The organism is Arcticibacterium sp. SM2516, assembly GCF_057914865.1.
The window spans coordinates 2,671,892-2,686,096 of the sequence record NZ_CP195290.1 but is presented as its reverse complement, the minus strand read 5'-3'; the positions used below and the strand labels follow the sequence as shown (position 1 = coordinate 2,686,096).

Here is a 14,205-nt window from a genome sequence, read left to right as displayed (position 1 = left end):
GTATTTTGGTTTGAACAATACTTTCTGCTAGCTAATTTAAAACTTATTTACAGCAATTTCTTTCGACGCTTTACTTTGCGTCCCCCAAATGTGTAGGTTTCCTTCTTTATCTATTTCTAAGCCAGCAGCGGAGCCAAAATCAACGCCATTGGTAGTTTTAAAAGTTTTACTGGCTACTTGTTTCATTATCGGGTCAAAAGCTTCTGGATGACTAACAAGAATTAAGTCGGCGTAGCTAACGTTTGCTTTGCTGTAAAAACCGATAGCGTAAATGGCGTTTTCATCTCTAAGAAGATTAATTGACTGATAGCCTGCCCAGTGGTCTGGGGCAGTGAATGAATGTAATATTTCTTGTTCTTGCTTTTCTGGATTAACCGCGTAAAAGTCCCAAATCCTGCTATCCCAATTACTTACCACCATAAGATAATCACTGTTTAGGGCTAATAAACCTACAGCTCCTGAGGTTTGCTGTTCGGCTTCGCCCGCTCTATTAATATTTAAGGAATGGAGAGTCTTTCCTAGATTATCGTTCTGGTAATTATAAAGTCGAACTTTAGAAGATGTTTTGATGATATTATCTTCAATGCCAACGGCTAAATAGTCGCCACTTACCTGAATGCCGCCAGCATGTCTATAAGGGTTGTCCATGAGAGCGATGAGCTTTTCTGTCTTTTGTGAGGCTAAGTCGGCCTGCAAGATGTAAGCTAAAGAAGAAGAACTGCCAGATATTAAAAGCTTCTGATCAATGACTTGTACACCCTGAAAGTGGCCTCCATCGCGAGGCACGTTTAAGTTATTTTTTAGGATAAATACCGTGGGCTCAGAACTTATGCTGTCAAATGCTTCAGGGGCGTTTTTAAGTTGCTGGGCAAAGCTTTGAATTGGGCTCAAACTGAGGCCAATCATAATGCAGAGTGCCATGAGTATAGTTCTACGGTATGGCGTAAAAGATGATTTCAACTTGTCAGACATCAGAATAATATTCTATGAGATTATTTAAACATAAATCTAGGTACTTTTTAATTGCTTTAGAATGTTTAGGAAAATGCTCTACGAAGTTTTCAGTTTTGTAGGGGTGTTAATTAGCCTCTGGCTGATATGGAGGAGTTTTAAGCTTTTTAAGGGTGAATGATAGAACTAGTACAAATCAGAGGTTTGATATCACCTTAGCGAAGCTTTTAGCTTCGCTAAGCGAACCATTTTATTTAAAGTTTAACATTTCCCCACCAAAACTTTTTTATTTCAAAGCAGTTGCTTAGCTTTGTGTCATCAATGGGAAGACAAAAAGCATATTGTGAAGAAGAGGTGATAGAAAAAGCGATGGCTGTTTTCTGGAAAAATGGCTATGAGGCTACTTCTGTCCGTATGCTAGAAAAGGAAATGGGCATTAATCAGTTTTCTATCTATGCTAGTTTTGGCAATAAGCAGGGTGTCTTTTTGGAGAGTGTGAAGTGTTATAAGAAGAAGTTGAGCTGTATTACGGATAAGCTAAAGGCTTCTGAAAATGGCCTGCTTGGTATCAAGGAATACTTCTACGATTTTCAGGAATTTTCAAAAGACAGTGAATTAAAAAAGGGCTGTATGGTAGCGAATACCATGAGCGAAACATGTGAAAAATCGGACCCTACTGTTTTAGAGGAATTGATGAAGTTTTCTAACAGTTTAAAAGACCTTTTCAAACAAAATTTGGCACAGGAAGCGGGAAGAGACGCTCAGGATATTGAAAGGCAGGCCAATTATTTGATGATTTCACTTCAGGGTTTATCTCAGGCTTCCAGGGTTTATTCTCAGGAGCAATTGGAGGACTTTATTGAAACAACGTTTAAAAACTTATAGATTTTTTTTGATTAATAGCTAAGCATTTGCTTAGTAAAATATAGATATAAACAATGGATATAGGTAGACTAAAAGTAGGGGATAAGGCCCCTCATTTTACCACAAAGGATATTCGTAATCATAAGGTGACGCCTTTTCAGGCTAACAAATGGACATTAGTGTCGTTTCACCGTTTTGCGGCTTGCCCTTTCTGTGTTTTACGGACCAATGAGCTTGTCAGCAGGTATGATGAGTTTGGAGAAAATGATATTGATATTATCAGTATTTGGCCTTCTAGTGCAACGGCTATGTTGAAAGTAGGTGAGCATGCTACCACACCCTTTCCGATGGTTTCTGATGAAAAGAAAATCATTTTTGAAAAGTTTGGGGTAAAAGAATCCTCTAAAAGTGCTGCCATCAAGTTGTTACTTCATCCAAAACTCGTTTGGGATGCCACCAAATTGGCCATGAAACTAAAAGACGAAGAAACAGACATGGATCATGCCTTATTACCTGCCGAATTTTTGGTCAATCCAGAAGGAGAGATAGTGCTAGCTCATTATGCCGAGCATTACGGAGACCACGTGCCAGTAGAAGATTTATTGACAATGGCGAAATCAGAAACCCGAGTTTTGGCTTAGGCCTAAACTTCTTATATATTTTTTTACACCAAATCTAAGCGAACGCTTAGTAAATTTTAATAACCAACATATTTATGAGTTTTACTATCGAAGGTAAAGTAGCCTTAATCACAGGAGCAAATCGTGGAATCGGAAAAGCGATCACAGAGTCATTTTTAAATCACGGAGCTAAGAAAGTGTATTTGGCCGTGCGTGATGTTAATTCTACAAAAGCACTAGAAGAAAAATATGGTGATAAAGTAGTGACACTTCAGGCCGACTTGACCAACCAAGCCTCTATTAATGCATTGGCTGGAGCGGCAAAAGATGTAGACATTGTGGTAAACAATGCAGGAATAGCAAAATTAGCTTCACCGCTAAGCGACAATGCAGAAGAAGCATTGACACAAGAGTTGGACGTGAATGTCTTTGGTTTATTACGCGTTGCAAATGCATTCGCAGGAATTTTAGAAAGCCATAAAGGAGCTTTGGTACAGTTAAACTCAGTGGCGTCTATTAAAAACTTCCCAGATTTATCAACTTATTCAGCCTCAAAAGCGGCTTCTTATTCTTTGACGCAAGGTTTGAGAGTAAAGTTGGCTGAGAAAGGTGTTAGTGTTTTAAGTGTTCATCCAGGGCCTATCGCTACAGACATGGGAGCAGCGGCAGGTTTTGAAGAAGCAGCAGATCCTTCTATCGTTGCGGAAGGAATAGTGAGTTCCCTGAAAGCTGGAGATTTCCACTTGTTCCCAGATGAGTTGGCGAAGCAGTTTGAAGGTGCTTACCAATCGTTTTCAGACAATGTGGTTATGGCTTAACACTAAATTATCTTAGCAAAAACAAAAGCGGCAATTCATCAGAATTGCCGCTTTTAGTTTATATATACTTAGGTTATTTTTTAACCCCAAAGGCTTTCAAAAGTATAATCTGAGCCATCCATGCACCAGAAATCTCCTTTGATAAACCTGTAGTCTTTATTTAAGTCATTCAGTGACACCATTTGAACATCTGAAAGTTCTATATCTGCAGCAGCTAAATTTTCAGCCAAACGAGATTCGTTTACAGATTTAGGTATAACCGTGGTACCTCTCACCACAGCCCATGCTAGCATTACTTGTGCTGCAGAACAGCCTTTTTCTTTCGCTATATTTTTAACTGTTTCATTCTCAAAAAGTTTAGGCTCGTCGGCTGCTTTTCTTACCTCCGGTCTATCGGCAGAGCCTAAAGGAGCATAAGCTGTCATGATGATGTTTTTCTTGTCACAATAGTTCTTTAGCTCATTTTGCTGTAAGAAAAGATGCATTTCTACCTGATTGACTTCAGGACTTACGCCCGTTTTTTCTATCAAGCTATCGATTTTACTTGGACTGAAATTGGAAACACCAATGTGTTTTGTTAGACCACTTTCTTTCACGGCAATCATGCCTTTCCAAGTTACTTCTAGCGGTGTCACACTAAGACTCACTAGATCGGCACCTGATTCTGGATACATGACGGTATCTTTCAAAACGACTGGCCAGTGTATAAGATAAAGGTCCAGATAAGCTAACTGTAAATTTGCCAAGGTCACTTTTAAAGCAGCTTCTACTTGCTCCTCTCGGTGTGCGTTATTCCAAAGTTTTGAGGTAATCCAAAGGTCTTCCCTTTTGGCTTCTCCTGCTTTAAAAGCATCCGTGAAAGCTTCGCCGATCTCCTTTTCGTTGCCGTAAACATGGGCACAGTCAAAATGCGTATAACCTAAGGTAATAGCAGTTCTGACAGCCTTGTAAACATCTCCAGGAGCTGCTTTCCAAGTTCCTAAACCCAGAGCGGGCATTTTGTCTTTATTTGAGAATTCTAAGTATTTCATTTTTTATAGTTAATGGCTATTAGCTTTGGGCATTTAGCTATAAGCCTTTTTAGGACGTGTTTAATGGCTATTAGCTTTGAGCCCTTAGCTATCAGCTTTTTCAGTATATGTAAAAAAAGACAAATTTAAAATCAGGAATCGAATAACGTAGAATTAGCACCTAATATGAAATATCAGATATTGAGTAAAAAGAGCAAATTTCCAACAACGAATATCTAATATCGAAAAAACGAATATCTAATATCGAACAACGAATATCCAACAACGAATATCTACCCAAAGGCCGCTTTCAAACGCTCCACTGCCAGTTCTAAATTTGCTCGCTGTGTACCGAAATTTAGTCTAAAATAACCTTTTCCTTTAAACTGATGCCCACCAGAAACACCAAGTCCAAATTTGACAAGATAATCTTCTAGATTTGGTATATCTTCCCTATCACACTTTATCCAAGCGAGGTAGGTTGCCTCCAAGGGATTCATTGTTAAAGAAGGTATTTTGTTGATTTCATCCCATAAGTAATCATGGTTTGATTTTAAGTAAGCTACAAGTTCTTTTCTCCACGGTTCGCCATGTTTATAGGCCGCCAGCATAGTTTGAGCCATGAAATAATTATTATGAGGCGTAATTCCAAAAGTTGCATCTTGGAATTTTTGACGTATTTCCGGATTAGGGATAATGGCCATGGAACCTCCTAAACCTGCAATGTTAAAGGTTTTACTAGGAGCTAAAAGTGTCACGCTATTTTGCTCCGTGCGGCTATCTAAAGAAGCCGTAGAGATATGTTTGGCTTCTGAATCTAAAATCAAATCGCAATGGATTTCATCAGAAACCAAAACCAAATCATGCTTTTCGCAGAATGCATTCAGGGCGGTCAATTCGCTTTTGTCAAATACCCTTCCGTTGGGATTATGAGGGTTGCAAAGCATATACATTTTAGTATTAACGTTGACCTGATTTTCCATTTCTTCGAAATCCATTTCCCATCGGTCATTTTGCCAAACGAAAGGCACTTCCGCTGTTTTTAAACCAATGGTTTTACCAGCCAAGCTTAGATGTAAGTAAACAGGTGTGGAGGTCATTATTTCTGCCGCTACATCATTGAAAATACGTGCAGAAGCATGTAAACCTGGAACTAGACCTGGCAATAAAACGATCCAATCTTTTTCTACTTTCCAGTTATGTCTCGTGGCCAAACGGTCTATAATGACTTTGTAAAGCTCATCTGACCCCATTGCATAACCATAGATTTTATGGTCCACTATCTTTTGAAGAGCCTCTGTGATTTCTACAGGACTTTCGAAATCCATGTCTGCCACCCAAAGCGGTAAAACGTTATCAGGGAATTTATCCCATTTTATACTTCCCGAGTTTTTTCTGTTTATCGGTTTATCGAAATTGAATGGCATTGAAGTCGATTTTGGTTATAATTTAAATGATAATCCGCGAAGAAAAGTTCGCTCAAAAGGTGTATTCTTAGGAATTGATTATTGATGTATCATTTCCTGTTTTGGTCTATTTAATGATTTGATTTATTTTAAATAGGCTTACTTTTAATCCATAAACTCAACCATAATGAACCGTAAAACATTTATAAAAACTTCTGCATTGGCGTCGGCCGGAATACTTTCAAGACCTTTCATAACCTACGCTAATGCCGCTAAATATCGTGTGGCTCTCATAGGCTGTGGCTGGTGGGGAACCAATATTTTAAGAGAAGCCGTAGCCAGTGGTGTAGTGGAAGTGGTAGCTCTGTGCGATGTACACGAAGCTCAAATAAATGGTTGTGCAAAAGAATTAAACACTTGGTGTACAGACAAACCAAAGAAATTTAAAGACTTTAGAGATTGTATCAAAAACGCCAAGCCAGATTTGGTTATCAATGCCACGCCAGATCATTGGCATGCCTTAATTGCAATTCATGCCCTTAAGAATGGCTGTCATGTATTTCTTGAAAAGCCGATAGCTCATACGCTTAAGGAAGGAACAGCCATTCAAAAGGCTGCTAGAGCCAATAATAGAATCTGTATTGTTGATTTTCATAGAAGGTATTCTCCACATAATGTGAGTGGGATGGAGTTCTTAAAGTCTGGCAAAGTTGGCAGGATTCAGGAAGTTAGAGCATTTGTGAATTATGCAGGTGGTGGGGGTAAGCAGAAACCAAGCGAGCCTAAACCGGCAGATATGGACTGGGATATGTACTGTGGTCCAGCCAAATTGATAGATTATCATTCAAGTATTCATCCACGAGCGTGGCGACGTCAAAGAGAATTTGCCAATGGTACATTAGGCGACTGGGCACCACATTGGTTTGACCAAATTCTTTGGTGGACGGAAGAAAAGGCTCCAAAGAAAATTTTCTCTACCAGTACAAAGAAAATTCACGATGACATTCATACTGTTCCCGAAAATCAATTGGTGACCTACGAATTTGAAGATTTTATTTGCTTTTGGGAGCACAGTATTAATAATACCAGACCGGTACAGCAAGGCGAAAATGTAGGTGCTTATTTCCATGGCACTGAGGGTACATTCCATATGGGCTGGCATGGCGGCTGGACATTCTATCCGCATGGTAAAAATGCCACAACCATACATGAAGACCCACAATTGGATTTGCCAGATGGTCAGAACATCAAACTGGTGTGGGCAGATTTCTTGAAGTCTATCAAAACAGGGGAGTTACCACATGCTGATATAGAGCATGGACGTCAAGCCACCAATATGTCGCTCTTAGGAATGCTGTCAAATGATTTGGGCAGAAGTATCATCTGGGACCACGAAAAAGATATGGTAGTAGGTGATGCAGAAGCCAATAAGCTTCTTACCCGTGATTATAGAGGAGAGTGGGTTTATCCTAGCTGAAATTAGTTTTGAATAATTGGACACGGAAGAATATAAATTCGTGTCCAATCCCTGCCTCTCGGCAAGCGGGCCTGCCTGTCGGCAGACGGGCCTGTTTATCCGTGTTCTATTTGACGTGAAAAAGAATCCATAAAAACCTTTAAATCCTTTCGTAAAGCATCATTCATAGAAGGATTCATCTTCCCCTTAATACCAGAAATTACCAGCTGCGTTTCTGAACTCAGTTGGCACTGAATGGTACCCAAAACCAATACTAACTGTTCCATAGCTTTTTCTCCAGAAGCAGCTCCTACGATGATTCCAGCAGGTTTATGGGTAAATACTTCCGTTGAAACACACCATTCCAATGCATTTTTAAGGACTGCTGGCATACTGAAAACGTATTCTGGTGTTGAAATCAAAACTGCATCTGCAGAATTAATCTCCGTTCTTAAAGCTTTAACATTTTCGGAAACATTATCAGCATCAATGTCTGGACTAAAATGAGGTAAGTCTGCTAAGTTGATATGGTCTATGAAACAGGCTTCTTGATGAAACTGTTCAGCAATAAAAGTTAGTATTCGATTATTACTAGAATCCTTTTTTAGGCTTCCAGATAAAACTAAAATTCTTGGCTTGCTCACTTCATATTTGCGTTTGATGAAATGAAAACTAAGCCAAGAATATATTGATTCCCTATTTACCCCTTTTTCTTAAAAATACCTTTCCAAGACTTCTTTTTAGTTGGGATAGATGCCCAGTTGGTTTTCTTTACGGGTAATTCTAAAACTTTAGCAGCAAGCTTCGGCAAATCTGTGCCGCCGAATGTTCCAGAAGACATAAGTAGCAAATTGGAATGATACCAGTTTTGTGCTTTTAGGAAGACTTCTAGCTCTTCGGAAGTGGTAAAAATTTCTAAATCTTCTCTGCCAAAAGCTGCCTTAATTTCTTCTATAGAAATGGGAGGCATCTTTTTCATTTCTACCGTATGAGGGCTGTAAAATACTACTGCCAAGTCTGCGGCATCCAATTTACCTTCATAGTGAGGTAAGAATTCTTTACTGAGACTGCTGTATGTATGTAATTCATAGCATGCCACTAATCTTCTTTCTGGATATATTTCTTTACCGGCAGATGTGGTGGCTCCTACTTTTGAAGGTGCGTGTGCAAAATCTCTATAGATGACGGTGTTTTTGTTTTCTCCTAGTTTCTCAAGCCTTTTTGCAGCACCGCTGAAAGTTTGAATGGCTTCATAAAACATAGGCTCTGTAATGGCTATTTTTTCCAATATGAGCTTTGCACCCTGAAGGTTTTTCATATTGTGCTCACCAAAAATCTTTAAGGGAATAGCACCATTATTGGTTTTTAGCCAAGTTTTGCCATTTTTTACATCGTAAGGATGGGCAGCATATGGTTCTTTGCTAATGTCTGGTCTTACTTGTTTTCCTATGATATTGGCTATGTCGTCGGTTTCATCCCAAAGTAGTGTTCCAGCTTTTTCCATGCCGTCGGCTAATTGGTCGAAAGCTTTGACGTAATCATCAAATTTTGGGAAGACATTAAAGTGGTCCCAAGCTATTCCAGAAATAAGACTTATATGAGGATGATAAAAAAGAAACTTAGATTTCATTTCTAAAGCAGATGAAAGGTATTCGTCACCTTCCAGTATAATGACTGGAGCGTCATCGGTTAGTTTTACCATGAGGTCAAAACCTTCAATCTGAGCTCCCACCAAGTAATCGAAATTTCTATTATAGTATTTCAAAACGTGTAGTATGATACTTGTAATAGAGGTTTTTCCGTGACTTCCAGCAATAACGATACGCTGCTTATTTTTGGTTTGTTCAAAAACATATTCTGGAAAAGAATAAACCTTAAGTCCAAGTTCTTGGGCTCTTAAAAGTTCAGGGTTATCTTTTCTGGCATGCATTCCTAAAATAATAGCATCCAGCTTATCGGTGATGATTTCTGGGTTCCAGCCTATTTGTTTTGGAAGTATCCCCGCTTTCTCTAAACGTGATTTAGCAGGGTCGTAAATTTCATCATCAGATCCCGTAACATGGTATCCTTTCTGATGTAAAGCGAGTGCCAAATTGTGCATAATGGCTCCGCCAACTGCTATAAAGTGTATGTTCTTAATTGATTTCGACATTTAAATGAGATTGACTCCGGAGTTATAAATTATGATTTTGCCAGAAAATTCGATTGCAATTTGTAAATTTTATGTCACTTTTGCACAAGGTTTTTGTGGGTCCAGCCCTTTCTGGAATTAATTTTTTTGCCTTCAGTAGGTTTTTTACCTTAAATGAAAAGATATATAGATCTTATTCAGCAAACTTTTGAGTTTCCTACAAGAGAGTTTGGTGTTGATGTAAATAATAATCTCTTGTTTAATAATGTTCCGGTGATGGATATCATCAAAAAATACGGAACACCACTAAAGTTAACTTATCTTCCTAAGATAACGGAGCATATCGAGAACTCTCGTTTGATGTTTAAGAATGCTATTAAAAAATATAATTACAAGGGCTCTTATACGTATTGTTATTGTACTAAATCAAGTCATTTTAAATTCGTGTTAGAAGAGGCTTTAAAGAACAATATACACCTTGAAACGTCTTCGGCTTTTGATATGCCTATCATTCAGACACTAGAAAAAGAAGGTAAAATTACCAAGAAGACTTTCATTGTTTGTAATGGTCATAAAAGACCTCAGTATTTAGAATCTATTTCTGAAATGCTGAATGATGGTTACGAAAATCTTATTCCTGTTTTAGATAATTTAGATGAAATAGATTATTATTTAGAGCATGTAGATAAGGCTGAATCAGTACAAATAGCAGTGAGAATTGCGACGGATGAAGAGCCAAACTTCCCTTTTTATACTTCTAGATTAGGAATAAGATATAAGGATATAGACGAGCTTTATTTAACTAAGATAAAGCCTAATCCACGTTTTAATCTTAAAATGCTTCACTTCTTTATCAATTCTGGTATAAAGGATACAGCATACTATTGGTCTGAGCTTACTCGCTTTATGTTTAAATACTGTGAGCTAAAGAAAATTTGTCCAGAGTTAGATTCTATTGATATCGGAGGAGGTCTACCTATTCAAACTTCAGTAGTTTTTAATTATGATTATCAAGCGATGATTGATGAGATTATTGAAAACATTCAGTGGATTTGTAACAAAAACAATGTACCCGTTCCAAATATCTTTACCGAGTTTGGCAGTTACACCGTAGGAGAGAGTGGTGCCACTATTTACAAGGTCATAGACATCAAACAGCAAAACGACCGTGAGTTTTGGTATATGATTGATGGTTCTTTTATAACGCAGTTGCCAGATTCTTGGGGTATCGGTCAGAAGTATATCATGCTTCCTGTCAATAACTGGGACGCTCCATACACGAAGGTAAACTTAGGCGGACTTACCTGTGATTCGGCAGATTATTATAATACCGAGGCTCATTCTGAGGATTTATATTTGCCAATGTTTGAAGAAGAGACTCAAGAGCAGTATATTGGATTTTTCCATACGGGTGCTTACCAAGAATCTTTAGGAGGATATGGCGGTATTCAACATTGTTTAATACCCGCATCAAAGCATGTTTTGGTAAATTTAGACGAAGAAGGAAACTTGACTACCGAGCTTTTTGCGGAAGAGCAAGATGCCGAGTCCATGATGAGAATTTTGGGTTACAGATCAGAAAGAAGTAAACCAGAGTTGCTTAATCCAATTATTAAGGAATCTGACGAGTAAATAATATTACAAGTCTTGGTTCGTTTTTTGTAGGAATGCTTAAAAAAGACTATTTAAATACGATGAAATATAGATTATTCGCTTTCTTAGTAATAGCTACCTTTATTTTTTCTTCATGTGTGAAGAAACAGTGTCCAGCATATGGTCACGTGCCTCAAGCTTCTGAGGTGGAGGTTGTTAAAGCTTAAGGTGCTTAAATATTAATATGTTTTGAGAGAGACGAATTTTGGTTCGTCTCTCTGATATTGCGTATTAGTCTATTCTTTGGCAAATCTGCTCTAAGGCCCAATTTGTTCTGGCGGCCGAAATTCCTGTAGAAACACACTTCGATTTTTTACCAATAAGTTCATCTACAATAGACTGAATTAAAGGCTGTTGTATATGTTTAGGCATATCAAAACTAAAGGTTTGTTTTAAGTGGCCGTCTACAAACAGGTCCACCTCTGACCCATCAAAAAAAGGAAATTCAATTCGCCCTTTTGAACCATAAATGGTGGTTCTTTCTAACTCAGATTCTTTAGAGGCTACAAAGCACCAGCTTCCCATTCCCAAGGCACCCGTTTCAAATTCGAAAGTTCCTAGGGTGGTATCTTCTGCAGGATAAAAGCCGCCAAGATTTTTAGCCATACCCGTGGCTTTTTTGATAGGTCCTAAAAGAAAGTCTAGATAATCTAATTGGTGAGAGGCCAGATCATAGAAATGCCCTGCTCCAGCCACTTCAGGATCTGTTCGCCAACTAGGCTCTGAACTTTCCTTTTCAAATTTATGAATCTTAACGTCTACAAAACGTATATCTCCTATAGCACCGGAGTCTACCAGTTCCTTTATTTTTAAGAAGTTTGGAAGTGCTCTTCTGTAATATGCCACAAATAATGGCACGTTGGCTGCTTCGCAAGTTTTAATCATACTAAGGCACTCTTCGTGACTTCTGGCCATGGGTTTTTCCACATAAATAGGTTTGCCAGACTTAGCGGCCATTAAGGTGATTTTCTCATGACCATTAGGAGGAGTAGCTATGTAAATGGCGTTTACTTCTGGGTCATTGATGAGATCTTCCGCTTGGTCATACCACTTGGGTACGCCATGTCTTTTAGCAAAGTCTTCTGCCAATGAGCCCGTTCTTCTCATCACAGCCACCAGTTCAGAACTTTCTGCTTTTTGAAAACCAGGTCCACTCTTTTTCTCACATACATCTCCTACGCCTATAATTCCCCACTTTATCATTTCTTTTCTTTTTGATTGAATATGAGTACCAAGATAAAGAGTTTAGAAATTAAGGGCTGGAGATTTCTATAAAAATTCTTAAAATCAATTCTATTTACTTTCCGGTCAATTCTTGTTTAAACTGACTGGGGGTAGTTTTCATAATCTCTTTAAACTTCTTATTGAAGTTGGAAAGGGTGTTAAACCCACTTTCGTAGCAAACCTGACCTATGCTTAAGCTTTCGGAACTTATTAATTTGCAGGCATGGCCTATTCTAATTTCGGCTATAAAATCTGAAAAGGTCTTATTAGAACGTTTTTTGAAATATCTACAAAACGCGGGTACGGTCATATTGGCCAGAGCGGCTACCTCGTCTAATCTTACGCTTTCTTTAAAGTGCTGCATGGCGTATTTATATACTTTATCCATCCTCTCTGTTTCGGATTGTTTATGGGTGTTGGTGTAACCTAAGCTTGAAATAAAAGAGGTATCCGTACTTTTCGACAGTTTATTTAGCAAGGCTAGAAGTTGCAAAATGGAATCATAGCCATCAGATTTAGATAGTTTTAACAGGGCTTCTATTACTATTATCTTAGACTCATTTTTAAACTCTACCCCTCTATAACTTTCGTTTAAGAGCTTTTGTATTTTGATGGACTCAGGGATGTTACTGAGGGTTTTATCTAGGAAATCTTGTGTGAAATAAACCACAATTCCGTGTGTACTTAAATTGGAATTTGGCTCAAAATAGATTTTGTCGTTTCTCCATAGATGGGGTAAATCTGGACCAAGCAGAACGGTATCGCCTTTTTCAAAATGTTGGATGCTGTCTCCTATAAGTCGTGTTCCTGCTCCTTCTAGAACAGTAAATAGTTGATAGTGTGGGTGAAAGTGCCAGTTAGGGTCAAAGAAAGGCTCTTTTAAGTCTAAAACCGTTATGGAGTTTAAAGGGTTTTCGATATTTTTTTCTAAGACAGTCCTCACTTTTAATTACCTGTGTTAATATTTTATCTTTCAAATATAGCTTAAATGCTAATGATGGTTAAAATATAGTCAACATTCGCAAATTTACAGGTAAGGAATTGACTTATTCTTTGATAATATTGTAACATAAACACAAGCCTAAAAAGTCAATGAAGAATAAACTAGGAATGAACCTATTGCTTTGGGGCACAGACATGTCAGAAGATATGTTTCCCATATTGGAGCTTATAAAGGAGACGGGTTATGATACTGTTGAGATTCCAATCATGGATCTGAATCCTAAAAAGTGGGAAAAATGGAGGAGGAAATTAGACGATCTTGGATTGAGCTGTGTGGCAGAAACCATCAATGGCCCAGCATATAATTCGATAGACCCTAGCGAATTCAGAAGAAAGGATGCTTTAGATTTTAACAAGGCTGTTCTGGATTGTGCTGACGTTTTAGGTGCCCAGTTACTTATTGGTCCTATTCATTCTGCATTAGGTGTGTTTACTGGGCAGCCAGCCACTCAAGAAGAAAAAAAATGGGGTGCAAGCGTGCTATATGATTTAGCCGAGCACGCCCAAAAATATAATATTGTTTTGGGTTTGGAATATCTGAACAGGTTTGAGAGCTATTTGGTCTCCTGTACAGATGAGTTAGTAGAGCTTATGGTCAGCGTTAATCATCCTTCCTGTAAGCTCATGTTTGATACTTTTCACGCCAATATTGAAGAGAAAAGGTTACCAGATGCCATTAGAAAAATGGGAGATCATCTTGTTCATGTGCAGTTGTCGGAAAACGATAGAGGAACAATAGGGCATGGTCACATCAATTTTGAGGAAGTGATAAACACCCTTAAAGAGATGGATTACAAAGGCGTAATAAGTGTGGAGGCTTTTAGCCAAAAACTGGTTGCTGCTAATATTTGGAGAAAGATGTTCGAGTCAGAGGAGCAATTGACCAAAGACAGTTATAAGTATTTGAAGGTGTTGACGAGGTAGGTCAATAAAAGATGCAATGCTGGAATGATTCAATAAAATTGTTAATGGTAGCGATGTCCCCGCCTGTCCTCCTTGCGGCGGATAAATCGGCAGGAAGGGAGAACAATCCGACAACGAAAAAGAAATTTAAAAACGCTGAAGGCTAA

At 38.3% G+C, this 14,205-nt stretch carries 13 protein-coding genes; 6 read left to right on the top strand and 7 right to left on the bottom strand.

Annotated features, from left to right (window positions below; translation table 11 throughout):
- Positions 1–36: 36 nt before the first annotated feature.
- Entirely contained in the window at positions 37–972 is a 936-nt protein-coding gene (locus ACSBFT_RS11105; RefSeq protein ID WP_489604679.1) for a hypothetical protein, read from the bottom strand.
- A 300-nt stretch (positions 973–1,272) separates the two neighbouring features.
- Here ACSBFT_RS11105 and ACSBFT_RS11100 point away from each other — a divergent pair, with 300 nt between their 5' ends.
- From ACSBFT_RS11100 to ACSBFT_RS11090, 3 genes are all read left to right on the top strand, one after another.
- A complete protein-coding gene (locus tag ACSBFT_RS11100; protein WP_463045875.1) occupies positions 1,273–1,836 on the top strand; it encodes a TetR/AcrR family transcriptional regulator in 564 nt (187 codons plus the stop codon).
- A gap of 53 nt (positions 1,837–1,889) precedes the next feature.
- Positions 1,890–2,456 carry a redoxin domain-containing protein gene (locus ACSBFT_RS11095; RefSeq protein ID WP_489604678.1) on the top strand — a complete coding sequence of 189 codons (567 nt, stop codon included), beginning with the start codon at positions 1,890–1,892 and terminating at the stop codon, positions 2,454–2,456.
- Between the two features lie 74 nt (positions 2,457–2,530).
- Positions 2,531–3,253: an SDR family oxidoreductase gene (locus tag ACSBFT_RS11090; protein WP_489604677.1), complete on the top strand. Its 723-nt coding sequence runs from the start codon at positions 2,531–2,533 to the stop codon at positions 3,251–3,253.
- A gap of 80 nt (positions 3,254–3,333) precedes the next feature.
- On the opposite strand, the gene ACSBFT_RS11085 is transcribed toward ACSBFT_RS11090, so the two are convergent.
- Positions 3,334–4,284: an aldo/keto reductase gene (locus ACSBFT_RS11085; RefSeq protein WP_489604676.1), complete on the bottom strand. Its 951-nt coding sequence runs from the start codon at positions 4,282–4,284 to the stop codon at positions 3,334–3,336.
- Positions 4,285–4,556: 272 nt separating this feature from the next.
- A complete protein-coding gene (locus ACSBFT_RS11080; protein WP_489604675.1) occupies positions 4,557–5,690 on the bottom strand; it encodes a MalY/PatB family protein in 1,134 nt (377 codons plus the stop codon).
- Between the two features lie 166 nt (positions 5,691–5,856).
- On the opposite strand from ACSBFT_RS11080, the gene ACSBFT_RS11075 reads away from it, so the two are divergent.
- On the top strand, positions 5,857–7,146 hold the full coding sequence (locus ACSBFT_RS11075) for a Gfo/Idh/MocA family protein (RefSeq protein ID WP_489604674.1): 1,290 nt from the start codon (positions 5,857–5,859) through the stop codon (positions 7,144–7,146).
- A gap of 95 nt (positions 7,147–7,241) precedes the next feature.
- Here ACSBFT_RS11075 and ACSBFT_RS11070 read toward each other — a convergent pair whose 3' ends face one another.
- Both ACSBFT_RS11070 and ACSBFT_RS11065 read right to left on the bottom strand, forming a co-directional pair.
- On the bottom strand, positions 7,242–7,769 hold the full coding sequence (locus ACSBFT_RS11070) for an NADPH-dependent FMN reductase (protein ID WP_489604673.1): 528 nt from the start codon (positions 7,767–7,769) through the stop codon (positions 7,242–7,244).
- 56 nt (positions 7,770–7,825) lie between these two features.
- On the bottom strand, positions 7,826–9,277 hold the full coding sequence (locus ACSBFT_RS11065) for a UDP-N-acetylmuramate--L-alanine ligase (RefSeq protein WP_489604672.1): 1,452 nt from the start codon (positions 9,275–9,277) through the stop codon (positions 7,826–7,828).
- A gap of 153 nt (positions 9,278–9,430) precedes the next feature.
- Between ACSBFT_RS11065 and ACSBFT_RS11060 the strand changes: the two genes are divergently transcribed.
- On the top strand, positions 9,431–10,888 hold the full coding sequence (locus tag ACSBFT_RS11060) for a type III PLP-dependent enzyme domain-containing protein (RefSeq protein ID WP_463045865.1): 1,458 nt from the start codon (positions 9,431–9,433) through the stop codon (positions 10,886–10,888).
- 252 nt (positions 10,889–11,140) lie between these two features.
- Here ACSBFT_RS11060 and ACSBFT_RS11055 read toward each other — a convergent pair whose 3' ends face one another.
- Entirely contained in the window at positions 11,141–12,112 is a 972-nt protein-coding gene (locus tag ACSBFT_RS11055) for a Gfo/Idh/MocA family protein (RefSeq protein ID WP_489604671.1), read from the bottom strand.
- Between the two features lie 94 nt (positions 12,113–12,206).
- On the bottom strand, positions 12,207–13,076 hold the full coding sequence (locus ACSBFT_RS11050; protein ID WP_489604670.1) for an AraC family transcriptional regulator: 870 nt from the start codon (positions 13,074–13,076) through the stop codon (positions 12,207–12,209).
- Between the two features lie 149 nt (positions 13,077–13,225).
- On the opposite strand from ACSBFT_RS11050, the gene ACSBFT_RS11045 reads away from it, so the two are divergent.
- Positions 13,226–14,059, top strand: a complete 834-nt coding sequence (locus ACSBFT_RS11045; protein WP_489604669.1) for a sugar phosphate isomerase/epimerase family protein — start codon at positions 13,226–13,228, stop codon at positions 14,057–14,059.
- Positions 14,060–14,205 lie beyond the last annotated feature (146 nt).